This window comes from Stenotrophomonas indicatrix, from assembly GCF_050573115.1.
Taxonomy (GTDB): domain Bacteria; phylum Pseudomonadota; class Gammaproteobacteria; order Xanthomonadales; family Xanthomonadaceae; genus Stenotrophomonas; species Stenotrophomonas lactitubi_A.
Genome location: NZ_JBNYZT010000005.1, coordinates 287,469 through 311,505, shown reverse-complemented (window position 1 = coordinate 311,505; position 24,037 = coordinate 287,469). Strand labels below are relative to the sequence as shown.

Sequence of the window (24,037 nt, the reverse complement as noted above, 5' to 3'; positions counted from 1 at the left end):
GCGGCGCCAGGCACCCGCGGTAGTGCCGGCCGCTGGCCGGCAACCTCAACAGCAACAGCCAACGCCGGTTTCCTGGGGGATGGCGGGGTGGGTCCGGTTGCGGGGGACGCTGCAAGTACGTCCCTGTAAGCTCGGTCGCGCCATCCATGGCGCTCACGCCCCCGCAACCGGACCCACCCCGCCTTCGACAGACCACCGCAATCTGTCGGGATGACATGGTCTGCTTCTGGTGGGTGTCGACCTTGGTCGACACGTAGATCCACGCCATGCGTGGATGATTGCTGCAGGATCCATCGTTGGATGGAATCGACTGGATACCAGCGGGTTACTCTACGTCCCCCAACAACGCCTGCAGCCCCGGTAACCACCGCTTGCCGGGGTGGCGTACCAGCCACAGGGTGCGTTGCAGGGCGGGCAATGGCGTTTCAAGGATGCGCAGGCGGCCCAGGGCCAGGGGTTCTTCCAGTGCGTGGCGGGACAGGCAGGCCAGGCCGAGGCCGGCGATGGCGGCTTGCTTGATGGCTTCGGTATTGCCCAGCTGCAGGGTCTGTGCGAAGCCGTGCAGGTACGGCAGCAGCGCCTGTTCAACGGCTTCGCGGGTGCCTGAACCGGGTTCGCGCAGCAGCCAACGGGCACTGCGCAGTTCATCCAGCGACCAACGCGGGGGCGCGTCCGCGGCTGCCACGATCACCAGCGGATCCTGCTGCCAGGCCGTGACCTGCAGTCCGCGTTCATGGCATGGGCCTTCGATCAGGCCGGCGTCGACGTCCAGGCGCTGCACCGCGGCGACCACGCCTGCGCTGTTGTCGATGCGCAGGTCGACCTCGGCCTGCGGTGCTTGCCGCAGCAGTTCGGCGATACGCGGCGGCAGCAGGTAGTTGCCGATGGTGGTGCTGGCCGCCAGTACCAGCCGCAGAGGTGCGCCTTGGGCAGGGTCACCGCCCGCCGCCAGTTGCCGCTCCAGATCTGCGGCATTGACCAGCAGCGCGCGCGCCGGTTCCAGCAATGCCCGGCCGTGGCCGTTCAACGCCAGGCGACGGCCGATGCGGTCGAACAGCGGCGTGCCGAAATGCGCCTCCAGCTCCTGCAGCGCGGCGCTGCTGGCCGATTGCGAGAGGGCGATGGCCTGACCGGCGGCCGTGGTGCTGCCGTGATCGGCGATGGCGACGAAGACCTGCAGCTGGCGGAGGGTGAGGCGCACAATCAACCTGTCTTATGGGTAATTTTCACCAATATTATTCGTTTTACTGGTCAATGTGGCGAGCGCACGCTGGCATGGCCTCTTCAGACCCTTCAACTGCCATGAACGCCCCCGCCCTCTCCTCCTGGTCCCTGCCCGCCCTGCGCCAGCGCTGGCAACCTCGCCTGCCCGGCCTGCTGCTGGTCGGCCTGGTCGCGGCCGCTTCGCTGTATCTGGCCGAGCTGCCTTGGCTGCAGGCGCACGGCCTGAGCGCGCTGACCGTGGCGATCGTCGCTGGCATCGTGGTCGGCAACACGTTCTATCCACGACTGGCCCCTGCCAGCGCGGCGGGCGTCGGCTTCTCCAAGCATTGGCTGCTGCGCGCCGGCATCGTGCTGTACGGCCTGCGGCTGACCTTCCAGGACATCGGCCACGTCGGCGTCGCCGGCGTGCTGATGGACGTGTTGGTAGTGGCGAGCACCTTTGGCCTGGCCTGCTGGTTGGGCGTGCGCGTGTTCAAGATGGAGCGCGAGGCCGCCATGCTGATCGGTGCCGGCAGCGCCATCTGCGGTGCGGCCGCCGTCATGGCCGCCGAACCGGTGGTGCGCGGTCGCGCCGCGCAGGTAACGGTAGCGGTATCGACGGTGGTGGTGTTCGGCACGGTGGCGATGTTCCTGTATCCCGCGCTGTATACGCTGCTGCAGTCACATGGCTGGCTGGCGATGGACGCGCAGCAGTACGGCCTGTTCACCGGCGCGACCGTGCACGAGGTCGCGCAGGTGGTCGCCGCCGGACGCGCGGTGAGCGAGCCGGCCGCCGATACCGCTGTCATCACCAAGATGGTGCGGGTGATGCTGCTGGCACCGTTCCTGATCGCGCTGTCGCTGTGGCTGGCGCGTGGCGGCAAGGCGGCGGCGGACGGTGGCAAGGCCCGGATCGTGGTGCCGTGGTTCGCGTTCGGTTTCGTGGCGGTTGCCGGCCTCAATTCGCTGCACCTGCTGCCGGCCGGGCTGCTGGCAGGACTGGTGCAGCTGGATACGGTGCTGCTGGCGATGGCGATGGCCGCACTGGGCCTGACCACCCACGTCTCGGCCCTGCGCCAGGCCGGCCTGAAGCCGCTGCTGCTGGCGCTGATCCTGTTCGGCTGGCTGCTGTTCGGTGGGCTGGTGATCCATCAGGGCGTGCTGGCCGTGCTGGGCTGAGCGACCTTCCCCGCTTGCCGACACCATCCGCAGGTCGTACAAGAACGTCCCCTGCGCTGCACTGGATGGACGCCATGAGCATCAATGACTTTCCAAACTTCCGCTACCACCCGGACCCGGTTGCGACGGGCAACGTGGGGCCGTCCACTACTGCCTGCAGGGTCTGCCAGCAAGCGCGTGGATACGTGTACCTGCGCGATGCCATCCACAAAGGGCGCGAAGATTATTCGGAGCAGATCTGCCCTTGGTGCATTGCCGATGGTCGAGCAGCGTCGGCACTGAATATCGCATTTGCCTGCAGCCTGGACGTCGACCACGGCGTGCCCGTAACCGCTTTGGAAGAGCTGTCCCTGCGCACGCCAGGCTACGTCAGCTTTCAAGGGGAAAAATGGCTGGCCCATTGTAGTGATGTCTGCCGCTTCCTGGGCGACGCCACCATGGAACAGCTGAGTCAGGCCTCGGCAGCGAGCATCGCGGCATGGTGCGCGACCAACGACGCCGACCAAGCGCTTTGGTCGGAGCTGGTCAGCGACTACGAACCCGGTGGAGATATCGGCTTCTACACGTTCGAGTGCCTGCACTGCGGCCTGATCCAGTTCCATGTTGACGCGGCCTGAGCCTCCTCCTGCTCCTGCCCAACGTGGATCGTTAGACTCGAGGCATGCCCGCTTCCCCCACCCTGCTGCCGATCCCGTTGCGCCTGCTGGATGATCGCTATGGGCCGGGCAATGTCGATGAAGCCGAAGACACGCTGCTCGGGATCGTGCAGGCGGTGATGGGCGAGCAGGCGACCTGTTCGTTCGACTTCGATACACAGCACGCCAACCCGTGGTTCCACCAGCTGCTGCTGGAGCCCACGGCGGCGGGAAAGGTGGCCACCCCGGAGCAGCTGCAGGCGATGGCCGCTCGGCTGGTGGCCCTTGGGCTGGGTTGAGGGGACGGCCAGAGCATCCACGCATGGCGTGGATCTACTGAATTCCAAAGGCGCCGCCTCCCCCGGGGGATCCACGCCGTGCATGGATGAAGGCTGCGAGGCGGGACCGGGCGCGCGCGCAGGTACAATGCGCCATGACTGATTTCTCGACCCTGCCGCTGAGCCCGGCCCTGCAGCCCGGCCTTGATGCCCTCGGCTACACCACTCTCACCCCCGTGCAGGCGCAGAGCCTGCCCGCGATCCTGGATGGCCGCGATGTGATCGCGCAGGCGCCGACCGGCAGCGGCAAGACGGCGGCGTTCGGCCTCGGCCTGCTGCAGGCCATCGATCCCAGCCTGATCCGCGTGCAGGCACTGGTACTGTGCCCGACCCGCGAGCTGGCCGACCAGGTCGCCAAGCAGATCCGCAAGCTGGCCACCGGCATCCCCAACCTGAAGCTGCTGCTGCTGACCGGCGGCACGCCGCTGGGCCCGCAGCTGGCGTCGCTGGAAAGCCATGATCCGCACGTGGTGGTCGGCACGCCTGGCCGCGTGCAGGAACTGGCGCGCAAGCGCGCACTGAACCTGGGCGCAGTGCGCACGCTGGTGCTGGACGAAGCCGACCGCATGCTCGACATGGGCTTTGAGGAACCGATCCGCGAGATCGCCGGCCGCACCCATCGCGATCGCCAGAGCCTGCTGTTCTCGGCCACCTTCCCCGACACCATCCGCGCCATGGCCCGCGACCTGTTGCGCGATGCCGCTGAAGTGACGGTGGATGGCGCCGACCAGGCCCCGGCCATCCGCCACGTGTTCTGCGAAGTGGAGCCGGCGCATCGGCAGAAGGCGCTGGCTGGCCTGCTGCTTAAGTACACGCCCGAATCGGCGGTGGTGTTCTGCAACACCCGCAAGGACGTGGACGAAGTCGCCAACTCGCTCCAGCAGTTCGGCTTCTCCGCGCTCGCCCTGCATGGCGACATGGAACAGCGCGACCGCGAGGAAGTGCTGCTGCGCCTGGCCAACCGCAGCTGCAACGTGCTGGTTGCCAGCGACGTCGCCGCGCGCGGGCTGGACGTGGAAGACCTGGCGGCGGTGATCAACTACGAGCTGCCCACCGATGTGGAGAGCTACCAGCATCGTGTCGGCCGTACCGGTCGTGCCGGCGCCAGTGGCTTGGCGATCAGCCTGGTAGCGGGCCGCGAAAAGAACCGCGCCGAGGCCATCGAAACACAGCGCGGCGAGCCGCTGGACTGGCAGAAGACGCCGCTGGCGACGTCGCGCCCGGCCGAGCTGCCGCAGGCGGCGATGCGCACCCTGCGTATCGATGGCGGCAAGACCGACAAGCTGCGCGCGGGCGACATCCTCGGTGCACTTACCGGCGACGCCGGCCTGTCGGCCAAGCACATCGGCAAGATCGCGATCTTCCCGACCCGCTCCTACGTGGCCATCGCCCGTGAGCAGGTGAACAAGGCAGTGGCGAAGCTGGAAGCCGGCAAGATCAAGGGCCGACGATTCCGCGTGCGGATGATGTGATTGAAGGAGCGCTGCCAATCACGGTTGGCAGCGACGTGGCCTGGTAGTGGCCAACCTTGGTTGGCCCATCCATGCGGTGCCAACCAAGGTTGGCAACTACCGGTTCACCGCGATTCGCCCGGGTAGGCGCCAACCTTGGTTGGCACCTGCGGAATCAGAACACCAGTTCGGTGTGCAGCGGCAGATCCGCTTCCCAGCGGCCACGGCCACCCAGGCCGTCCAGCTCGACCAGCACGCCGGCGCCGACTACTTCCACGCCCAGGCGGCGCACCAGCGACAACGCAGCAACCAGCGTACCGCCGGTTGCCAGCACGTCGTCGATGATCGCCACGCGCGCGCCTGCGGGCAGTGCATCCGCATGTACTTCGATGCAGTCGCTGCGGTATTCGAGGGTGTATTCCTCGCGCAGCACCTTGCCCGGCAGCTTGCCCGGCTTGCGCACTGGCACGAAGCCCACGCCGAGCTCAAGCGCCATGGCGGCGCCAAGGATGAAGCCGCGCGATTCGATGCCGATCACCGCGTCCAGCTTCTGCTCGCGCCAGCGCTCGGACATCGCAACGATCGCGCCACGGAAATCGTCGCTGTGGGCGAGCAGCGGCATGATGTCCTTGAACAGGATGCCCGGCTTGGGGAAGTCGGCGATGTCGCGCAGGCGCGAGGCCCACTGCGGAGCGACGATGGCGTCGGTCATGGCGATTCGGTTGTCTGATGGCGGCATAGGGTACCTGTTCCGGGCGCCGGCTGCCTGTTGAGGGGTTCGGCCGGGCTGCGCCCGGCACCTGCAGAGGCTTCAAGCGATGGCAACAGCAACGTCAAAAGCGGGCATTCCGTGGGATGGCGGGGCACTGTGGGTCTGCGGGGACGCCGTGAATCCCCAGACCTGCCCAGCCGCTGGCGGCTGTGCGTTCGGGCGCTTGCGAAGCAGTGCTTCGCAAGCAAAGCGCCCTCACCCATGGAGGCTTGGTCGCCGCATCCATGCGGCTCACACCCCGCAAACCCACAGTGCCCCGCCTTCGACAGTTTGCCGGTGGCCAGTAGATCCACGCCATGCGTGGATGCTTTTCGTTCAATTCTCGAAATATTCGATTTCGATGGATACTCATCCGCGCATGGCGTGGAGCTACAGATCGCGGAGATCTGTCGAAGGCGGGGTGGGTCCGGTTGCGGGGGTGTCCGCGGCATGGATGCCGCGGCCAAGCCCCCATGGAGGGGTTCACGGCGTCCCCCGCAACCGGACCCACCCCGCCAAACCATGGAACCCCGCTGTTGCTGTTGAGGTTGCCGGCCAGCGGCCGGCACTACAGCGGGTGCAGGGCGCAGCCCTGCAGAAGAACACTCTTCAGGAACTGCAGGACAGCATCGAGCAGCCGGCACGGTTGTCAGCCCACGCCGGGCGCTTGCCGGCGTAATGCTCCAGCTCGGGGCGTTCGGTGTATGGATCACGCAGCACGTCCTGCAGGGCATGCACACCGCCCAGGTCTCCCTGTTCGGCGCGATCGATCGCTTCCTGTGCCAGCCAGTTGCGCAGTACGTACAAGGGGTTGGCTGCGCCCATCTTCGCGACGCGCTCGGGTGCCGACAGCGGATCGGCACGCAGCCGTGCCGCATAGTCCTGCAACCACTGCTGCAGGGGTTCCTGCACCGCGTGCTGCTGCTCGGGGTCGTAGAAGACTTCGGCCAGTACCCCCGCATCGGGCGCGCTGGCATCGATGCGCATCAGCGCGCGCCATGCCAAGGTCATGTCCATGCCGCCCTCCTGCATCAGCTGCTGCCAGCGCTGGTAGAGCTGCAGATCGGTGTCGTCGGCGGCCGCCAGCCCCAGCTTGGCCGCCACATCGCGGCGGGTGCAGGCGACAAAGGTTGCCTGGTAGGCGGCCAGCCCTGCCTGCAGCGGCTGCACGTCGGCGAACAACGGCGACAGCGCCTGTGCCAGACGGCTGAGGTTCCAATACGCCACCTGCGGCTGGGTGCCGAAACGATAGCGACGCCCCTGCGCATCGGTGGTGTTCGGGGTCCAGTCCGGATCGAAGTCCTCGACCCAACCATACGGGCCGTAATCAAGGGTCACGCCGAGCACGGAGAGGTTGTCGGTGTTCATTACCCCATGCACGAAGCCGACGCGCATCCAGTGCGCGATCATCTCTGCGGTACGCACGGCGATCTGTGCGAACCAGTCGCCATACAGCGCTTCGCCCTGCCCTTTCAGTTCCGGGAAATCGCGGGCGATGCAGGCGTCGACCATCTGCTTCAACAGTGCGGTCTCGCCACGTGAAGCGGGCAGTTCAAACGAACCAAAACGCAGGAACGATGGCGATACCCGGCAGACGATCGCGCCGGGCTCCGCGCGCGGATGTCCGTCATAGAACATGTCGCGCACCACGTCTTCGCCGGTGCCGACCAGCGACAGGGCACGCGTGGTCGGCACGCCGAGGTGATGCATCGCCTCGCTGCACAGGAATTCGCGGATCGACGAGCGCAGCACCGCACGGCCGTCGGCGCCGCGCGAGTACGGCGTTGGCCCGGCGCCCTTCAACTGCAGTTCCCAGTGCCTGCCATCGGCGCCGATCAACTCGCCCAGCGAGATGGCGCGACCATCACCCAGCTGCCCGGCCCAATGCCCGAACTGATGGCCTCCATAGTTGGCCGCCCATGGCTGCATGCCTGCATACAGCGCGTTGCCGCCAAACACCTGGGCGAAGCCTTCATCATCGACCTGCGCGGGATCGAATCCGAGCATCCCGGCAACCTCCGGCGACCACGCCAGCAGCACTGGCGCTGCTACAGGCGTCGGCATCACCGACGACCAGGCCGCACCCAGCACTTCGCGCCGGCGCGGGCCGGACTCGGGATCGCCCGGCAGCAGGTTCAGCAGGCGGTTGTCGAACTGGGGAGCTGTGGTATCCATGAGCACAGCATGGGGGCGGCGACGGCCGTCCTCAATCGCCGCGCAGGGCCTGCAATGCCCCGCCGTGGGCCTCTGCACGCTGATAGGCCGGACGCTCGCCGATGCGTTTGAGGAAGCCACGCAATGCCGGCTTGTCGTCCAGCCCGCCGCCGCGTGCGGCCGCTGCCTGGATCGGGAAGCTCATCTGGATGTCCGCGGCGGTGAAGCGCTCGCCGGCAAACCACGGGCTTTCGGCCAGACGCCGTTCCATCCAGTCCAGATGCAGGCGTCGTTGCGGGCCGACGAAACCGCGCTCGGCCTTGTCGGCGATGCTGCGTGCGATCGGCCGCGCGAAGAACGGCATCGGCGCGCTGCGGATGCGGCTGATCACCAAGGTCAGCAGCATCGGCGGCATCGCCGACCCTTCGGCATAGTGCAGCCAGTAGCGGTAATCGATGCGCTCTTTGCCATCTGCCGGTACCGGCGACGGCGACAGCTGGCGATGCACGTCGTAACGATCAACCAGGTAATCGAGGATGGCGCCGGATTCGGCGAGGATGAGCTCACCATCCTGCAGCACCGGGGCCTTGCCCAGCGGGTGCACCTGACGCAGTTCCGGCGGCGCCAGCATCGTCTTCGGGTCGCGTGGGTAGCGGCGCAGCTCGTAGTCCAGCCCCAGCTCCTCCAGCATCCACAGCACACGCAGCGAACGGGAGTTTTCCAGATGATGGACGATGCGCATGGGGACGATCCTTGGGGAGATCTGCATCGTACCGTGCCGGGTGCATGCCCTTTGTAGAGCCGGACCTGGCACGACGCTGCAAGAAGCCCATAACGAAAAACGCCGGGAGCTTTCGCTCCCGGCGTTCTGGCTACCAAACGGTAGCAGACGGATTAGACCGCCTGCACCTGGTCAGCCTGCATACCCTTCTGACCCTGGACGGCGACGAAGGTAACCTTCTGGCCTTCCTGCAGGGTCTTGAAGCCGGTGCCCTGGATCGCGCGGAAATGCACGAACAGGTCCGGGCCGCTTTCCGGGGTGATGAAGCCGAAGCCCTTGGCGTCGTTGAACCACTTGACAGTGCCGGTCTGACGATCAGACATATTTACTAACTCCTGAAACACATGTTGAAAAAAATCGCAGCCACCGGGTATCGGGGCCGAGACTGAGTTGCAGGCGTTGGTAAAGCGGATCGATGAGCGGATCGTGAGATCAACTGCACCAGGCCACGATTCACGGTGACCCTAGCAAACACAGTGGGCCAGACGATACGCGTGTTTTGAACAAAAAGCGATAGCCTTGATATTCAGCGACAAACGGCCGGCCCCTAGACAGGGCAAGGGGTTGCACCAGATCGAGGCTAAACCCGGGCCCCCATTCAGGTTTTTCCTACCCTACACTGGGTAAATGACTGAAGCTGAAACCCGAGCTGAACCCCTGCTCCCCCGCATCTGGGTGGACGCAGACGCCTGCCCCGTCGTCATTCGCGACATCCTGTTCCGCGCAGCTGAACGGGTTGGCGTGGAACTGACCCTGGTCGCCAACCAGTGGATCCGCACCCCACCCTCGCGCTGGCTGCGCTCGATCCAGGTGCCGCAGGGGCTGGACGTGGCTGACAGCGCCATTGTCGAGCGGGTGTCTGCCGGCGACCTGGTGGTCACCCAGGACATCCCGCTGGCCGCCCTGGTGTTGGAGAAGAAGGGCGTGGCCCTGAACCCGCGTGGCCAGCTGTACACCCCCAACAACATGGCCGAGCGGCTGTCGATGCGCAATTTCATGGAGGAACTGCGTGGTGCGGGCGTGCAGACCGGTGGGCCGCCTCCTCTGGGTGCGCGCGACCGCCAGCTGTTCGCTGCCGAGCTGGACCGCTGGCTGGCCCGCCGCGCGAGCAGGTGAATCCGGCGGCGCGTCAGCCAGGAACGCACAAAGTGCGCGCGCTGCGGAAGCTGCGCCGCTGGCCAGTAAGCGGATCGTCAAAGGCCAGCGCCTGCGCCAGCAGCTGCAAGGGCGGCTCGCCACCACCCTGCGTTCGTTCCTGCAACTGCGGATAGAACCCATCCCCCAGGATCGGTGCGCCGAGCGCGGCCATATGGACGCGCAGCTGATGCTTGCGCCCGGATTCGGGCACAAGCCGGTAGCGCCAGACCGGCCCATGCGCATCGATGACCTCGACACGGGTCCGCGCATTCGGCTCGCCGGGAACTTCAGCCATACGGAAGAACGGCTCCCCTGGCTGCAACCGGCTGTGCCGCTCCAGCGGAAACCGCAGGTCTGGCAGGGCCGGCGCCAGCGCCTCGTAGGTCTTCTCGATGCGACGCTCACGAAACAGGCGCTGGTAGGCGTCGCGCGTTTCCGGCTGGGTGGAGAACAGCACAAGCCCAGCCGTCAACCGGTCCAGCCGGTGCAACGGCACCAGATCGGCATTGCCGGTGCGTTCGACCAGTCGCGCCAACAGGGTTTCACGCACAAAGGCACCGGCAGGCGCGGTCGGCAGGAAGTGCGGCTTGTCAGCCACCAGCAGGTGCGCGTCGTGATGCAGGATGGTTTCAACGAACGGGATCACCGGCTCGTCGGCCACTTCACGGAAGTAGCGGATCTCCAGCCCCACCTGCCACGGCATGTCCGGTGCCAGTGCCCTGCCCTCCGCGTCCTGTACCCGCCCGCGCGCGAAGCGACTCTCCCACTGCAGCCGGTCGATGCGCGGGAAGCGCGCGCACAGCCCCTCCAGCAGGGAAACCCAGTCACCGGGCGGCAGCTGCAGTCGGCTGGGCGTGGTCATGACGTGGTCGCGATGCCGGAGATCTGCAGGCGGCACGGACGTGAACAGGACATACGACAGGGCAGACCGAAAGAATCAGGACGGCCAGCGTGCCACCGATCACGCCCTGCCAACACCCCCATACCGGACACCCCCGGGGCAAACCTCTATCATTGACGGTCTTTACCCCTCTGGATCTTCATGGCCCTCACCGCCACCATCCGCAAGGCCGAACTGCAGATCAGCGACATGGATCGCGGCTACTACGCGACCCACAACCTGACCCTGGCCCAGCATCCGTCTGAAACCGACGAACGCCTGATGGTGCGCCTGCTCGCCTTCGCGCTGAACGCTGGCGACCGCCTGGAGTTCGGCCGCGGCCTGAGCACCGACGATGAGCCCGACCTGTGGGAGCACGACTACACCGGCGACATCCTGCAGTGGATCGACCTCGGCCATCCGGACGAGTCCCGCATCCGCAAGGCCAGCAACCGCAGCCGGCAGGTGCAGGTGGTCAACTACGGCGGCAACGCGTCGGACATCTGGTGGCAGAAGCAGGGCAAGGGCCTGGCCCGCTTCGACAACCTGTCGGTGGTTGACCTGGACGGCGGATTCGTCGATCTGTGGGGCCAGCAGATCCAGCGTGCGATGCGCTGGAGCGTGCTGATCCAGGACGCCGAAGTGCAGCTGCTCAACGATCAGATGCAGCTGGACGTGATCCCCAACTGGCGCAAGCGCGCCAAGGCATGAGCACGATCCGCTGCGACGTGCTGGTGATCGGTGCCGGTGCAGCCGGGCTGATGACCGCGATCACGGCGGGCCAGCGAGGCCGGCATGTGCAGGTGATCGACCACGCCAACAAGATCGGCAAGAAGATCCTGATGTCCGGCGGTGGCCGCTGCAACTTCACCAACACCGGCACCACCCCGGCCAACTTCCTGTCGGCCAATCCGCATTTCTGCAAGTCGGCACTGGCGCGCTACTCGCCCTACCACTTCATCGAGATGGTCGAGCGCCACGGCATCGCCTATCACGAAAAAGAACTGGGCCAGCTGTTCTGCGATGTGTCGTCCAAGCAGATCGTGAAGATGCTGGTGGACGAATGCCAGCAGGCCGGCGTGCAGATCCGTACGCAGTGCAGCGTGGAACGTATCGAGCACGGTAATGACGGCTTTCGCGTGCACACCACGCACGGCCTGTTCCATTGCGCCTCGCTGGTGGTCGCCACCGGCGGCCTGTCCATTCCCAGCCTAGGTGCAACCGGGTTCGGCTATGAGATCGCGCGCCAGTTCGGTCACCAGCTGTTGCCTACGCGCGCCGGCCTGGTGCCGTTGACGCTCAGCGGCACCCACCAGGAACGCCTGGCAGAGCTCAGCGGCGTCGCCCTGCCGGTCGAGGCCAGCAGCAATGGCACGAGCTTCCGCAACTTCATGCTGCTGACCCATCGTGGCGTCAGTGGCCCGGCCATCCTGCAGATCTCCTCGTTCTGGCAACCCGGCGACGCGCTGTCGCTGAATCTGCTGCCCGGCCAGGATGCCGCCGAGTGGCTGCGCCAGATGAAGCGTGATCGCCCCGCCGCGGAGCTGCGTACGGTGCTGGGCGATGTACTGCCCAAGCGACTGGCGCAGCGCCTGTGCGAGCACTGGCTGCCCGACCGCCCGGTGCGTCAGCTGGACGAGCTGGACCTGCGCAAGGCAGCACAGGTGCTTTCAGCATTCCCGCTGGTGGCCAGCGGCACCGAGGGCTACCGCACCGCCGAAGTCACCCTTGGCGGTGTCGATACCAACGAGGTCTCGTCGTCGACGCTGGAATCCAAGCGCGTGCCTGGCCTGCATTTCGTCGGCGAGGTGCTGGACGTGACCGGATGGCTGGGCGGCTACAACTTCCAGTGGGCCTGGGCCAGCGGGCACGCGGCCGGCTGCGTGGTGTGAACCGCATCGCCGTTCCAGGCACGCAAGCGTTGCGCGCATGGACGCGCCGCCACGCATCGTGTATCTAGATTTGCAGATTGGGGAGCAGTGCATGCAGAACGCGAACGACATCACCATCCGCCTGCTGATCGTCGATGACAGCGGCGAGAACGCCGAAGCCATCGTCAGTACCCTGCGCAACAGCGGCATCGCCGTGCGCCCATGGCGCCCGCAGGACTCGGCCGAGCTGTCGCAGGTACTGGCCAGCCAGGCGATCGACCTGGTGCTGGCGGCGCCCTCGCAGAGCATCCCGCTGCCACTGGTGGCCCAGCACATCGCCGCCAGCGGCAAGGACATCCCGCTGGTGCTGCTGGCCGAGCGCATCGACGAGGACGAACTGGTACAGGCCAGCAGCAACGGCGTTCGCGCCCTCGCCCTGCGCCAGCGCGCCGAACACCTGCTGGCGGTGGTCCGCGACCAGTGGGTCGATCTGCAGGCACGCCGCGGCCTGCGCCGGATCGAAGCGCAGATGCGCGAGACCGAGCGCCGCTGCGACGCACTGATCGCCTCGTCGCGCGAACCGATTGCCTATGTCCACGAAGGCATGCACATCCGTGCCAATGATGCCTACCTGGAGATGTTCGGTTACGAAGATTTCGAGGAGGTCGAGGGTATCTCGCTGCTGGACATGGTCGCCGCCCAGCACGTGGATGATTTCAAGCAGCTGCTGAAGTCACTCAGCCGTGGCGAAGCGCCGCCGCCGCAGTACCAGCTCGACGCCCGCCACCAGGACGGCAGCGCCTTCCCGGCGACGATGGAATTCACCGCGGCCACCTACGAGGGCGAATCCTGCCTGCAGGTGGTATTCCGCCGACGCATGGAATTCGACCCGGAACTGGCGCGCGAGGTCGAAGACCTGCGCCAGCGCGACCAGGTCACCGGCCTGCTCAACCGCCCGACCTTCATGCTGCAGGTCGAGGACGCGGTTGCCCAGGCGGGGCGCAGCGAGGGTCAGTTCGGCCTGCTGATGGTCGAACCGGACCACTACGCGCGCCTGCTCCCGGATATTGGACTGGCCTCGGCCGACGCCCTGATCGGCGCCCTCGCCGCCTTGCTGGCCGAGGTCGTTGGCGAGGATGCGCAGCTGGCCCGTTTCGGCGAACACAGTTTCGCCGTGCTGCAGTCCGGCCCCTATGCGCAGACCGTGGCACTGGCCGAGCGCATTCGTGAAGCCTACGCCGCACACGTCTTCAGCATCGGCGCGCGCTCGGCCACGGTGACCGTCAGCATTGGCGGGGTGCAGGTGGGCGAGAAGATCGCCAGCATCGGCCAGGTGCTGGCGCGCGCCAGTGAATGTACGCAGGCCGCTGCCGCGCTCGGCAATACCTGCCGCATCTTCGACCCGGCTGCGGTCGATCGCGTAGAAGAAGAGCGCGTACAACGCTGGGTCGCGCGTATCCGCGAAGCCTTGGCAGGCGATGGCTTCCACCTGCATTACCAGCCGGTGCTGAACCTGCAGGGCGAGTCGCTGGAACTGTATGAAGCCTACCTGCGGCTGGAACACAACGGAGAGCTGCTGAGCCCGACTGCGTTCCTCGGCATTGCCGAAGAACATGGCCTGCTGGCGGACATCAACCGCTGGGTCGTCTCGCAGGCAATCATGGAACTGGGTGCGCGTGCGCGCGAGGGTCATCCCACGCAGATGCTGGTGAAGGTCACGCCGGAATCGTTCGATGATCCGAAGATGATCGCCACGCTGCGCCAGCAGTTGCAGGCACACGGCGTGCCGGGCGAACGACTGTGGCTGCATGCGCCGGAGTCGAAGGTGTTCACCCACCTGCGCAGCGCCCAGCAGTTCCTGGCGGAAGTAGCACCGCTCGGCTGCCGGATCGGCCTGGAACAGTTCGGCTCGGGATTGGATTCGTTCCAGTTGCTGGCCCACTTCCAGCCGCAGTTCCTCAAGCTCGATCGCGGTTTCACCAGCGACCTGGCCGCCACCCGCGAGAACATCGACCGGGTCAGCCAGATCACCGCACGCGCGCAGGAAGCCGGCATCCGCACCATGGCTGAGTTCGTCAGCGACGCCAACTCGATGACACTGCTGTTCAGTGCCGGCGTGGATTACGTGCAGGGTGATTTCGTCGGCCCGGCAGCGCCGGCGATGAACTTCGAGTTCGGTTGAACAGTGCTAGTGCCGGCCGCTGGCCGGCACCCTCCCACATCCGGAATGCCGGCCAACGGCCGGCACTACCTCAGGGCAATCAGGTCAGATCGACCAGATTGTCGATCTTCACGTCCGGGTTGACGTCGGCTTCGTAGTCGACGCCTTCAACACCGAAACCGAACAGACGCAGGAAATCGGCCTTGTAGCCAGCCAGGTCGCTGATCTCGTACAGGTTCTCATTGGTCACCTGCGGCCACAGCGCCAGCACCTCACCCTGCACGTCGGCCGACATTTCCTTGTAGTCGGCGCGCAGGCGACCTTCTTCATCGATCAGCGCGACGGTGTGGCCATCGCCATCGACGAGGTCGTGGCGCAGGCGATCAACCGCTACGCCATCGGCCTTGGCGCCGTACAGGATGTCGTACAGCACGTCGAGCTGCTCGATGCAGCCTTCGTGGGTGCCCTTCGCCTTCATCACCTTGAACAGCAGCGACAGGTACAGCGGCATGGTCGGAATGGCCGAGCTGGCCTGGGTCACCACTGCCTTCAGCACCGACACGCGCGCATCGCCGCCGATCTTGGCCAGCTTCTCGCGCAGACCCAGCACCTTGTCGTCCAGATCCTTCTTGGCGGCACCGATGGAACCATTCCAGTAGATCGCCTGGGTGATCTCTTCACCCACATAGGTGAAGGCCGTGGTGGTGCAGCCATTGGCCAGCACGCCGGCATCAGCCAGCGCGTCGATCCACATCTGCCAGTCCTCACCGCCCATCACTGCGACGGTACCGGCGATTTCTTCCGGGGTTGCCGGCTGCAGGTGGGTTTCGGTCAGCACTTCCTTGTCGGTATCCAGACCACGCAGCGTGATCGGCTCGCCGATCGGCTTCAGCGTGGAGCTGATGATCTCGCCGGTCTTGGGGTGCTTGCGGCGCGGCGCGGCCAGGCTGTAGACCACCTGATCGACCTGACCGAGATCGGCCTTGATCATCTCGATGGTCTTCGCCTTCACCTCATCGGAGAACGCATCGCCGTTGATGCTCTTGGCATACAGGCCCGCTTCGTCGGCGTACTTGTGGAACGCCGCCGAGTTGTACCAACCCGCGGTGCCCGGCTTGGTTTCGCTGCCCGGGCGCTCGAAGAAGATGCCCAGGGTTGCCGCGCCACTGCCGAAGGCGGCGGTGATGCGCGCGGCCAGGCCGTAGCCGGTCGAGGCACCGATCACCAGCACACGCTTGGGGCCGTTCTGGATCGGGGGGCGCGCACGGATGTAGTCGATCTGCTGCTTGACGGCGGCGTCGCAGCCGGTCGGATGGGTAGTGACGCAGATGAAGCCGCGGACGCGCGGTTTGATGACCATGAAGACCTCGGGTTGGCAGATGCGGCGCACGGGGCGCTCAGCAGGAATACGGGCACGCGTGTGCGCGCGAACCGCAGGATCGTAGTGCGCAGGGGCCGATTGCACAACCGACGCTGCCGTAGGGTGGTGGTGTTTTGCAGGGTTGCACCCTGCACCTGCCGAAGCCGAAGCAACGTCAAAAGCTGGCTTCCTGTGGGATGGCGGGGTGGGTCCGGTTGCGGGGGACGCCGTGAATCCGTCCATGGAGGCTTGGCCGCGGCATCCATGCCGCGGACACCCCCGCAACCGGACCCACCCCGCCTTCGACAGTCTTCCGCGATCTGTCGGAACAGCTCTTGGGGTCAGATCCGTTTTCCGAAGGAAAACGGATCTGACCCCATTTGTGTGTATCGATATCTGACAGATGTGTCGACCAACGGTCGGCACCCACCAACAGCCGCGTGAACCTGTCGAAGGCGGGGCACTGTGGGTTTGCGGGGTGTGAGCCGCATGGATGCGGCGACCAAGCCCCCATGGATGGGTTTACGGCGTCCCCGCAAACTCACAGTGCCCTGCCATCCCACGGAATGCCGCTTCGGCTGTTGACGTTGCCGTTGATTGCAGCAGGTGCAGGGCTGCAAGCCCTGCCAACAAAAAACCCCGCTTGCGCGGGGTTCTCTGTGTACTGCGTGCAGCAGAGGCTTACGGGCGACGCGCCAGAGCTTCGACGTCCTTGGCCTTGGGCAGCAGGTCCTGCTTGGTCACGCGCAGGGCGCCCACGGTCAGCATCGGCACCGCCACCAGGATCGAGGACAACACCACGATCACCGCACCGATCATGTGCGTCTCGGCCAGGCCTTCCATCGAGCTGCCGCCGTACATGTACAGGGCCAGCGCAGACAGGAAGAACATCACCGCAGTGATCACCGTACGCGACAGCGTCTGGTTGATCGAACGGTTCAGCACTTCCATCGGCTCCACGCGCAGGCTGCGGAAGTTCTCACGGACACGGTCGAACACCACGATGATGTCGTTGATCGCAAAGCCCATCACCGACAGCAGGCCGGCCAGCACGGTCAGGTCGAACTCACGGCCGAGCAGCGACACGTAAGCCACCGTCACGATCAGGTCGAACATGGCCACGATGCTGGCGGTGACCGCGAACTTCCATTCGAAGCGCACCGCGATGTAGATCAGGAAGCCGGCCAGCATGAAGATGGTGGCGTACAGGCCATTCATCGCCAGGTCCTTGCCGATCTGCGGACCAACGAACTCGTTGCGCAGCACGGTGGCCTGGTTGTCGGCCGAAGAGACCGCCTTGACCACGGCCGCCGCAGTGGCCTTGTCCTCGGCAGACGCGCCACCGGTACCCGGAGCGTGCTCACCGTGCGGGGCCAGGCGGATCAGCAGGTCGGTGTTGCCACCGACGCTCTGTACCTGGGCGCCGTCGAAGCCGTTCTGCTCAAGCTTGCTGCGGACGTCCTCGACGTCCACCGCATGTTCGAAGCGGGCTTCGATCAGGGTGCCGCCGGTGAAGTCCAGAGCGTAGTTGAAGCCCTTGAAGCCGATGATGCCGATCGATGCCAGGAACACGATGATCGTGACGACCATCGCGACATGGCGCCAGCGCATGAAGTCGATCTTGGTATCGTTCGGGAGGATGTGCAGCGGAAACAGTTTCATGTGCGTGTCGTCCCGTCAGATGGCCACGTTCTGGAGCTTCTTGCGACGGCCGTAGATCAGCGTCGCCAGTGCACGCGATACGGTGATCGCGGTGAACATGGAAGCGAAAATACCGATGATCATGGTCAGCGCGAAGCCCTTCAGCGGACCGGTACCGAATGCGAACAGCGCCACACCGACGATCAGGCCGGTCAGGTTGGCGTCGAGGATGGTGCCCGAAGCGCGCTCGTAACCGGTCACGATCGCGGTCTTGCCCGGCACGCCGGCACGCAGCTCTTCACGGATACGCTCGTTGATCAGCACGTTGGCGTCGACCGACAGACCGACCGACAACGCCAGACCGGCAAAGCCCGGCAGGGTCATGGTCGCGCCGAACAGCGACATCACCGCCACCACGATCAGCAGGTTGAACAGCATCGCGATCGAGGTGATCAGGCCGAACATGCGGTAGTAGATGGTGAAGAACACCAGGGTGAACATGAACGCGTAGACCACCGCGGTGATGCCGTTCTTGACGTTCTCCGCACCCAGGCTCGGGCCGACCACGCGCTCTTCAACGAAGTCCATCGGTGCAGCCAGCGAGCCCGACTTCAGCAGCTTGGCCAGGTCTTCGGCTTCCTTCTTCTGCAGACCGGTGGTCTGGAAGTTCTTGCCGAACACGCCGTTGATGTTGGCCACCGAGATCACTTCCTCGTTGACCTTGAAGCCACGCACTTCCTGACCGTCGACGACGGTCACGGTCGGCACGCGCTCGGTGTACACCACCGCCATCGGCTTGTTCACGTTGGCGCTGGTGAAGTCGAACATGCGCTGGCCACCGACATTGTTCAGCGTCACGCTGACTGCCGGGGTGCCACTGGTGGAGTCGGTCACCGCCTGCGCGGCCACCATCTGGTCACCGGTGACGATCACGCGCTTGTTCAGCAGCACCGGACCGCCGTTGTCACGGCGCTGGTAGACCTTGGCTTCCGGCGGGATACGACCCGAAGCGATGGCGTCCTGCGCATTGCCTTCCACAACTGCCCGGTATTCCAGGGTGGCGGTGGCACCGATCATGCGCTTGGCTTCGGCGGTGTCCTGCACGCCCGGCAGCTGCACCACCACGCGGTCAGCACCCTGGCGCTGGATGATCGGCTCGGACACGCCAAGCTGGTTCACGCGGTTGCGCAGGGTGTTGATGTTCTGCTCGATGGCGCCGTTGGCGATCTGCGCGATCTCGGCTTCCGGAATGGACACCGTGATGCGGTTGCCGCTGACGTCGTAGCCGAGCGTCGGCTGCGCCTTGGCCAGCGCGGCGCGGGCACGGGTACCGGCATCTTCGCCGGCCGACGGGCTCAGGTTGGCGACGATGGTGTTGTCGGCACGACGCTCCACCGACTGGTAGGCGATGCGCGCATCACGCAGGGTGCTGCGCACGTCTTCGGTGTAGGCATCCAGGCGCTTGTCCAGCGCGGCCTTCTGGTCGACCTGCAGCACGAAGTGCACGCCGCCCTGCAGATCCAGGCCCAGCACCATCGGGCGACCGCCGAGCTTGGCCAGCCAGTCCGGCACGGTCGAGGCCAGGTTCAGGGCCACCGTGTAGTTCTCGCCCACGCTGTCACGCAGCGCATCGCTGGCAGCAGACTGCGACTTCAGGTCCGACAGGCGGACGATCAGGCTGTCCCCTTCCTTCTCTGCGCCGAGCGTGGTGACACCGGCCTTCTTCAGGTCGGCCAGCACACGGTCACGCAGCGCATCGTCGACCTGGCCGCCACGGTTGGCGGTGATCTGGATGGCCGGGTCCTTCTGGTAGATGTTGGGCAGTGCGTACAGCGCGCTGAGCGCCAGTACGATCACGATGACGACGTACTTCCAGCGTGGAAATTCGAGCATTGCTTGGGTCCCGCGCGGCGCCATCCCCGGCGCCGCGGTTGTGCTTCAGAAAGGGAGTGGCTTACTTGGCCGAATCCAGGGTGCCGGTCGGCAGCACGCTGCCGACAGCGCCCTTCTGCACGCGGATGCGCACGTTCTCGGCCACTTCGACGGTGACGAAGTTGTCGCCGATATCGGTGACCTTGCCGGCGATGCCGCCGTTGGTCAGCACTTCGTCGCCGCGCTTGATCTTCTCCAGCATGGACTTGTGCTCCTTCTGCCGCTTCATCTGCGGGCGGATCATCAGGAAGTACATGATGGCGATCAGGATGATCGGGAACAGCAGCGTGGTCAGGCCCATGCCCTGCGGTTGGCCGCCAGCGGCCTGGGCGTGGGCGGCGGGAATCAGGAAGGCAAGCAGGTTCATTGTTGGTCCTTTGGTTGGGCGGCGCTTCGGCCGTTTCACGGGCACGAGGTGTCGACCGCGGATCTGGGTCAGCCTTGAAGTATGCCACGGCCCCGGGCATTCGTCCTTGGGCCGTTTGGCAGGGGGTGGTGCGGGTTTACAGGGGCGGCACTACTGCCCCGCGTGCTGCGTAGAAAGACTCGCGGAAGGCCAGGAAGGTTCCCGCCTCGATGGCCGCGCGGATGTCGGCCATCAGTTTTTCGTAATAGAAGAGGTTGTGCTGGGTGCCCAGCATCGGCGCCAGCATCTCGTTGCAGCGGTCCAGATGGCGCAGGTACGAGCGGGTATAGCCGCCGGCACAGGCCACGCAGCCACAGCCCGGCTCGATCGGGTCCATGTCCCGCGCGTACTGTGAATTGCGGATGCGGACGGTGCCGAACGAGGTGAAATAGTGGCCGTTGCGGGCATTGCGGGTCGGCATCACGCAATCGAACATGTCCACGCCACGTGCGACACCCTCGACCAGGTCTTCAGGGCGGCCAACGCCCATCAGGTAGCGCGGACGGTCGGCGGGCAGCTCGGGGTCCAGATGGTCGAGCATCGCGTTGCGCTCGTCTTCCGGCTCACCCACGGCCAGGCCGCCGATGGCATAGCCGTCGAAGCCGATCCCCTGTAGGGCTTCGGCCGAACGGCTGCGCAGGTCGGTGTGCACCCCGCCCTGGACAATGCCGAACAGGGCCGCGTCATTGCCGAGCTGGTCATGCGCGTTGCGGCTGCGCTGGGCCCAGCGCAGGCTCAGCTCCATCGAGCGGCGGGCGACGTCCTCGGTGGCCGGGTACGGCGTGCACTCGTCGAAGATCATCACCACGTCCGAATCGAGCACCTTCTGGATCTTCATGCTCTCTTCCGGGCCCAGGAACACCCGGGCACCGTCGGTCGGCGAGGCGAAGGTCACGCCCTGCTCGGTGATCTTGCGGCGATGGGCCAGCGAGAACACCTGGAAGCCGCCGGAGTCGGTCAGGATCGGGCCATCCCAGCGGCAGAAGCCGTGCAGGCCGCCATGGTCGGCGATGATGTCCAGGCCCGGCCGCAGGTACAGGTGGAAGGTGTTGCCGAGGATGATCTCGGCGCCCAGTGCCCGCACCTGGTCCGGCAGGATGCCCTTGACCGAGCCATAGGTCCCCACCGGCATGAAGGCCGGCGTTTCCACCGTGCCACGCGGGAAGGTCAGGCGGCCACGGCGGGCGCGGCCATCACGGGTCTGGAGCTGGAACTGCAATCGGGACATGGAGCGGTCGTTCGGGCAAATAGTCGCCCATTGTCTCCCAAAACCACCTTTCCTGCTCCGGCAGCGCAGGGCCACGCCCGGTGGATGGCCCGCAAGTGCGCACCAACGGTACGCACCCACCACAAGCGAATGCCGGCGCCCTACCCCGCCTGCGGGAACAGCAGCATCGCGTCGCCGTAGCTGAAGAAGCGATAGCGCTGCTCGATCGCGTGCTGGTAAGCCTCGAACACGCGCTCCTTGCCGGCAAAGGCCGAGATCATCATCAGCAGCGTGCTTTCGGGCAGGTGGAAGTTGGTCACCATCGCGTCAACACTGCGGATCCGGTAGCCCGGGGTGATGAAGATCTGCGTTTCGCCGGCGAACGGCAGCAGTTCACCATCGCGCATCGCGCTTTCCAGCGCGCGCACCACGGTCGTGCCCACGCCGATCACCCGGCCGCCGGCCGCACGTGTGCGTCGCACCTGCTGCACCAGCTCGGCACCGACGTTCAGCCACTCGCGGTGCATCACGTGGTCCTTCAGGTCGTCGGCGCGCACCGGCTGGAACGTGCCTGCGCCCACATGCAGGGTGACATGACCGAACTCCACGCCCTTGTCCTTCAGTGCCGCCAGCAGCGCCTCATCGAAGTGCAGACCTGCAGTCGGCGCCGCCACCGCACCCACTTCGCGGGCGAACACGGTCTGGTAGCGCTCGCGATCATCCACGCCCGGCTCGCGCTGGATGTAAGGTGGCAACGGCAGGCGCCCGGCATGCAGCAGCCACTGTTCCAGCGATTCGGGCACATGGAACTGCAGCACGTAGAACTCGCCATCGCGCCCGAGCACCTCGGCTTCGCCACCCGGGTCCAGCGCGATCCGGCTGCCGGGTTTGGGCGACTTGCTCGCGCCCACCTGGGCCCGCGCCTGCTGGCCACCGAGCAGGCGCTCGATCAGGATCTCCACGCGGCCGCCACTGGCCTTCTGCCCGAACAGGCGCGCCGGGATCACCCGGGTGTCGTTGAACACCAGCAGGTCGCCCGGTTGCAGCAGCGACGGCAGGTCACGCACCTGCAGGTCGGTGAAGTCAGCAGGAGCCGCCGGTACCAGCAGCAGACGGCTCGCCGAGCGTTCGGCCAAGGGTGCCTGGGCAATCAGTTCGGCCGGCAGGTCGTAATGGAAATCGGACTTCTTCAAGGCAGTGGACGGCAACAGGTCGACAATGGCGCGCATTGTACGTCCAGCGTCTGCGAGCCGGCGCAGCGGACCTCGAACGTCGCGCAAAATGCTGCTATGCAGCAGTCTTTTGCGGGGTTATCGCGCAAAAAAACAAGTGCTAGCATCGACGAGGAAGTCCGCTGCACGAGCCCGCCCCAAGCGCGCGTAAAGACGCGCGTTTTGCTTTTGAAGGCCCGTGCGACCCAACGTTTCAGGAGATCTGCAATGAGCTTCATCGAACGCCTCGCCCCCCTCCGCGCCCAGCCCGGCACCCGCCTCACCAACGGCCTGGATGACGCAACCCTGACCGCCCTCGCCGCCAACCACCCGCAACTGGTTGCCGCGATTGATGCCGCTGCTGCCGAATTCGCGCGCGTGCAGGCCGAGCTGGGGCCGCTGCTGGCACAGGATGAGCAGGCGCAGATCGATGCCATGCAGGACGGCTTCGTCAATTTCTACGCCGATGATGCGGTAACCCCGTACGTGGCGCTGGCCGCACGCGGCCCATGGGTGGTGACCCTGAAGGGCGCGGTGCTGTACGACGCCGGTGGGTACGGCATGCTCGGCTTCGGCCACACCCCCGATGCGGTCATGGAGGCGATGTCACGGCCGCAGGTGATGGCCAACATCATGACCCCCAGCCTGTCCCAGCAGCGCTTCATCACCGCGCTGCGGGCCGAGATCGGCCACCGTCGTGGCGGCTGTCCGTTCACCCGCTTCATGTGCCTGAATTCCGGTTCCGAAGCGGTTGGTCTGGCCGCGCGCATCGCCGACGTCAACGCCAAGCTGCAGACCGACCCGGGCGCCCGCCACGCCGGTGCGGCGATCAAGCGCGTAGTCATCAAGGGCAGCTTCCACGGCCGTACCGACCGCCCGGCGCTGTATTCCGATTCCAGCCGCAAGACCTACATGCAGCACCTGGCCAGCTACCGTGGCGAGGAGTCGGTGATCACCGTCGCGCCTTACGACGAAGCCGGCCTGCGCAAGGTGTTCGAGGATGCCGCGCACAACAACTGGTTCATCGAAGCGGTGTTCCTGGAGCCGGTGATGGGTGAAGGTGACCCGGGCCGCTCCGTGCCGCCGGCGTTCTACGCGCTGGCCCGCGAACTGACCCGCGCCCACGGCAGCCTGCTGCTGCTGGACTCGATCCAGGCAGGCCTGCGCGCCCACGGCGTGCTGTCGGTGGTCGACTATCCGGGCTTCGAAGGCCTGGATGCGCCGGACATGGAAACCTATTCCAAGGCGCTGAACGCTGCACAGTATCCGCTGTCGGTGCTGGCAGTGACCGATCACGCCGCGCAGCTGTATCGCAAGGGCATCTATGGCAACACCATGACCAGCAACCCGCGTGCGCTGGACGTGGCCTGCGCCACCCTGGCCCAGCTGACCCCGCAGGTCCGTGCGGCGATCACCGAGCGCGGCGCCGAGGCGGTTCGCAAACTGGAGCAGCTGAAGAACGAGCTGGGCGGCCTGATCACCAAGGTGCAGGGCACCGGCCTGCTGTTCTCGTGCGAGCTGGCCCCGCAGTTCAAGTGCTATGGCGCCAATTCCACCGAGGAATGGCTGCGTCAGCACGGCATCAACGTGATCCACGGCGGCGAGAATTCGCTGCGCTTCACCCCGCACTTCGGCATGGACAGCAACGAGCTGGACCTGTTGGTGGGCATGGTGGGCCGTGCCCTGCGTGAAGGCCCCCGCCGCGAACAGGCTGCCGCTGCGTAACGGCCCCCTATGGG

General features: G+C 65.9%; 21 protein-coding genes. 9 read left to right on the top strand and 12 right to left on the bottom strand.

What is annotated here, in order from left to right:
• Positions 1-325: 325 nt before the first annotated feature.
• A complete protein-coding gene (locus ACQ5SA_RS14220; protein ID WP_499314571.1) occupies positions 326-1,201 on the bottom strand; it encodes a LysR substrate-binding domain-containing protein in 876 nt (291 codons plus the stop codon).
• 101 nt (positions 1,202-1,302) lie between these two features.
• On the opposite strand from ACQ5SA_RS14220, the gene ACQ5SA_RS14215 reads away from it, so the two are divergent.
• The 4 genes from ACQ5SA_RS14215 to dbpA all read left to right on the top strand — a co-directional run bounded on the left by ACQ5SA_RS14215 (position 1,303) and on the right by dbpA (position 4,827).
• A complete protein-coding gene (locus ACQ5SA_RS14215) occupies positions 1,303-2,382 on the top strand; it encodes a YeiH family protein (protein WP_499314570.1) in 1,080 nt (359 codons plus the stop codon).
• Positions 2,383-2,456: 74 nt separating this feature from the next.
• Positions 2,457-2,999: a CbrC family protein gene (locus tag ACQ5SA_RS14210; protein WP_499314568.1), complete on the top strand. Its 543-nt coding sequence runs from the start codon at positions 2,457-2,459 to the stop codon at positions 2,997-2,999.
• A 44-nt stretch (positions 3,000-3,043) separates the two neighbouring features.
• Complete coding sequence (locus ACQ5SA_RS14205; RefSeq protein ID WP_499314566.1) at positions 3,044-3,316, top strand: hypothetical protein; 273 nt, start codon at positions 3,044-3,046, stop codon at positions 3,314-3,316.
• Between the two features lie 134 nt (positions 3,317-3,450).
• Positions 3,451-4,827 carry an ATP-dependent RNA helicase DbpA gene (gene dbpA / locus ACQ5SA_RS14200; RefSeq protein ID WP_230113357.1) on the top strand — a complete coding sequence of 459 codons (1,377 nt, stop codon included), beginning with the start codon at positions 3,451-3,453 and terminating at the stop codon, positions 4,825-4,827.
• 154 nt (positions 4,828-4,981) lie between these two features.
• Here the strand turns inward: dbpA and ACQ5SA_RS14195 are convergent, their stop codons facing one another.
• From ACQ5SA_RS14195 to ACQ5SA_RS14180, 4 genes are all read right to left on the bottom strand, one after another.
• Entirely contained in the window at positions 4,982-5,518 is a 537-nt protein-coding gene (locus ACQ5SA_RS14195) for an adenine phosphoribosyltransferase (protein WP_230113356.1), read from the bottom strand.
• A 648-nt stretch (positions 5,519-6,166) separates the two neighbouring features.
• On the bottom strand, positions 6,167-7,732 hold the full coding sequence (locus ACQ5SA_RS14190) for a protein adenylyltransferase SelO (RefSeq protein WP_499314565.1): 1,566 nt from the start codon (positions 7,730-7,732) through the stop codon (positions 6,167-6,169).
• A 31-nt stretch (positions 7,733-7,763) separates the two neighbouring features.
• Positions 7,764-8,453 (bottom strand): glutathione S-transferase, encoded by a 690-nt coding sequence (locus ACQ5SA_RS14185; protein WP_230111349.1) that lies wholly within the window; start codon positions 8,451-8,453, stop codon positions 7,764-7,766.
• A 152-nt stretch (positions 8,454-8,605) separates the two neighbouring features.
• Positions 8,606-8,815, bottom strand: a complete 210-nt coding sequence (locus ACQ5SA_RS14180; RefSeq protein WP_025875108.1) for a cold-shock protein — start codon at positions 8,813-8,815, stop codon at positions 8,606-8,608.
• Positions 8,816-9,119: 304 nt separating this feature from the next.
• On the opposite strand from ACQ5SA_RS14180, the gene ACQ5SA_RS14175 reads away from it, so the two are divergent.
• Positions 9,120-9,608 carry a YaiI/YqxD family protein gene (locus ACQ5SA_RS14175; protein ID WP_499314562.1) on the top strand — a complete coding sequence of 163 codons (489 nt, stop codon included), beginning with the start codon at positions 9,120-9,122 and terminating at the stop codon, positions 9,606-9,608.
• A gap of 13 nt (positions 9,609-9,621) precedes the next feature.
• Here the strand turns inward: ACQ5SA_RS14175 and ACQ5SA_RS14170 are convergent, their stop codons facing one another.
• A complete protein-coding gene (locus ACQ5SA_RS14170; protein ID WP_499314560.1) occupies positions 9,622-10,491 on the bottom strand; it encodes a pseudouridine synthase in 870 nt (289 codons plus the stop codon).
• Between the two features lie 180 nt (positions 10,492-10,671).
• On the opposite strand from ACQ5SA_RS14170, the gene ACQ5SA_RS14165 reads away from it, so the two are divergent.
• The 3 genes from ACQ5SA_RS14165 to ACQ5SA_RS14155 all read left to right on the top strand — a co-directional run bounded on the left by ACQ5SA_RS14165 (position 10,672) and on the right by ACQ5SA_RS14155 (position 14,562).
• Positions 10,672-11,220 (top strand): YaeQ family protein, encoded by a 549-nt coding sequence (locus ACQ5SA_RS14165; RefSeq protein ID WP_025875114.1) that lies wholly within the window; start codon positions 10,672-10,674, stop codon positions 11,218-11,220.
• Positions 11,217-12,401: a BaiN/RdsA family NAD(P)/FAD-dependent oxidoreductase gene (locus tag ACQ5SA_RS14160; RefSeq protein ID WP_499314558.1), complete on the top strand. Its 1,185-nt coding sequence runs from the start codon at positions 11,217-11,219 to the stop codon at positions 12,399-12,401. The genes ACQ5SA_RS14165 and ACQ5SA_RS14160 overlap by 4 nt, the downstream gene beginning before the upstream one ends.
• A gap of 91 nt (positions 12,402-12,492) precedes the next feature.
• On the top strand, positions 12,493-14,562 hold the full coding sequence (locus tag ACQ5SA_RS14155; protein ID WP_499314556.1) for an EAL domain-containing response regulator: 2,070 nt from the start codon (positions 12,493-12,495) through the stop codon (positions 14,560-14,562).
• A gap of 79 nt (positions 14,563-14,641) precedes the next feature.
• On the opposite strand, the gene fabV is transcribed toward ACQ5SA_RS14155, so the two are convergent.
• From fabV to queA, 6 genes are all read right to left on the bottom strand, one after another.
• On the bottom strand, positions 14,642-15,901 hold the full coding sequence (fabV, locus tag ACQ5SA_RS14150) for an enoyl-ACP reductase FabV (protein ID WP_230111355.1): 1,260 nt from the start codon (positions 15,899-15,901) through the stop codon (positions 14,642-14,644).
• A 681-nt stretch (positions 15,902-16,582) separates the two neighbouring features.
• Positions 16,583-17,563: a protein translocase subunit SecF gene (gene secF / locus ACQ5SA_RS14145; protein WP_089240488.1), complete on the bottom strand. Its 981-nt coding sequence runs from the start codon at positions 17,561-17,563 to the stop codon at positions 16,583-16,585.
• A gap of 15 nt (positions 17,564-17,578) precedes the next feature.
• Entirely contained in the window at positions 17,579-19,435 is a 1,857-nt protein-coding gene (gene secD, locus ACQ5SA_RS14140) for a protein translocase subunit SecD (RefSeq protein WP_181392978.1), read from the bottom strand.
• Between the two features lie 61 nt (positions 19,436-19,496).
• On the bottom strand, positions 19,497-19,841 hold the full coding sequence (yajC, locus tag ACQ5SA_RS14135; RefSeq protein ID WP_089240484.1) for a preprotein translocase subunit YajC: 345 nt from the start codon (positions 19,839-19,841) through the stop codon (positions 19,497-19,499).
• A 136-nt stretch (positions 19,842-19,977) separates the two neighbouring features.
• On the bottom strand, positions 19,978-21,108 hold the full coding sequence (gene tgt / locus ACQ5SA_RS14130) for a tRNA guanosine(34) transglycosylase Tgt (protein WP_499314553.1): 1,131 nt from the start codon (positions 21,106-21,108) through the stop codon (positions 19,978-19,980).
• 140 nt (positions 21,109-21,248) lie between these two features.
• Positions 21,249-22,280, bottom strand: coding sequence for a tRNA preQ1(34) S-adenosylmethionine ribosyltransferase-isomerase QueA (gene queA / locus ACQ5SA_RS14125; RefSeq protein ID WP_499314629.1), 1,032 nt, complete (start codon positions 22,278-22,280; stop codon positions 21,249-21,251).
• A gap of 246 nt (positions 22,281-22,526) precedes the next feature.
• On the opposite strand from queA, the gene ACQ5SA_RS14120 reads away from it, so the two are divergent.
• Positions 22,527-24,023, top strand: coding sequence for an aminotransferase class III-fold pyridoxal phosphate-dependent enzyme (locus tag ACQ5SA_RS14120; protein ID WP_499314551.1), 1,497 nt, complete (start codon positions 22,527-22,529; stop codon positions 24,021-24,023).
• Positions 24,024-24,037: the final 14 nt, after the last annotated feature.

Excerpts from the sequence above, each read along its gene's own strand:
- dbpA (WP_230113357.1), top strand. The coding sequence starts at position 3,451 with ATGACTGATTTCTCGACCCTGCCGCTGAGCCCGGCCCTGCAGCCCGGC.
- yajC (WP_089240484.1), bottom strand. The coding sequence starts at position 19,841 with ATGAACCTGCTTGCCTTCCTGATTCCCGCCGCCCACGCCCAGGCCGCT.
- ACQ5SA_RS14215 (WP_499314570.1), top strand. The coding sequence starts at position 1,303 with ATGAACGCCCCCGCCCTCTCCTCCTGGTCCCTGCCCGCCCTGCGCCAG.
- ACQ5SA_RS14210 (WP_499314568.1), top strand. The coding sequence starts at position 2,457 with ATGAGCATCAATGACTTTCCAAACTTCCGCTACCACCCGGACCCGGTT.
- ACQ5SA_RS14160 (WP_499314558.1), top strand. The coding sequence starts at position 11,217 with ATGAGCACGATCCGCTGCGACGTGCTGGTGATCGGTGCCGGTGCAGCC.
- secF (WP_089240488.1), bottom strand. The coding sequence starts at position 17,563 with ATGAAACTGTTTCCGCTGCACATCCTCCCGAACGATACCAAGATCGAC.
- fabV (WP_230111355.1), bottom strand. The coding sequence starts at position 15,901 with ATGGTCATCAAACCGCGCGTCCGCGGCTTCATCTGCGTCACTACCCAT.
- tgt (WP_499314553.1), bottom strand. The coding sequence starts at position 21,108 with ATGTCCCGATTGCAGTTCCAGCTCCAGACCCGTGATGGCCGCGCCCGC.
- ACQ5SA_RS14175 (WP_499314562.1), top strand. The coding sequence starts at position 9,120 with ATGACTGAAGCTGAAACCCGAGCTGAACCCCTGCTCCCCCGCATCTGG.
- ACQ5SA_RS14165 (WP_025875114.1), top strand. The coding sequence starts at position 10,672 with ATGGCCCTCACCGCCACCATCCGCAAGGCCGAACTGCAGATCAGCGAC.
- ACQ5SA_RS14155 (WP_499314556.1), top strand. The coding sequence starts at position 12,493 with ATGCAGAACGCGAACGACATCACCATCCGCCTGCTGATCGTCGATGAC.
- ACQ5SA_RS14180 (WP_025875108.1), bottom strand. The coding sequence starts at position 8,815 with ATGTCTGATCGTCAGACCGGCACTGTCAAGTGGTTCAACGACGCCAAG.
- secD (WP_181392978.1), bottom strand. The coding sequence starts at position 19,435 with ATGCTCGAATTTCCACGCTGGAAGTACGTCGTCATCGTGATCGTACTG.
- ACQ5SA_RS14170 (WP_499314560.1), bottom strand. The coding sequence starts at position 10,491 with ATGACCACGCCCAGCCGACTGCAGCTGCCGCCCGGTGACTGGGTTTCC.
- ACQ5SA_RS14205 (WP_499314566.1), top strand. The coding sequence starts at position 3,044 with ATGCCCGCTTCCCCCACCCTGCTGCCGATCCCGTTGCGCCTGCTGGAT.
- ACQ5SA_RS14185 (WP_230111349.1), bottom strand. The coding sequence starts at position 8,453 with ATGCGCATCGTCCATCATCTGGAAAACTCCCGTTCGCTGCGTGTGCTG.
- ACQ5SA_RS14120 (WP_499314551.1), top strand. The coding sequence starts at position 22,527 with ATGAGCTTCATCGAACGCCTCGCCCCCCTCCGCGCCCAGCCCGGCACC.
- ACQ5SA_RS14190 (WP_499314565.1), bottom strand. The coding sequence starts at position 7,732 with ATGGATACCACAGCTCCCCAGTTCGACAACCGCCTGCTGAACCTGCTG.
- ACQ5SA_RS14195 (WP_230113356.1), bottom strand. The coding sequence starts at position 5,518 with ATGACCGACGCCATCGTCGCTCCGCAGTGGGCCTCGCGCCTGCGCGAC.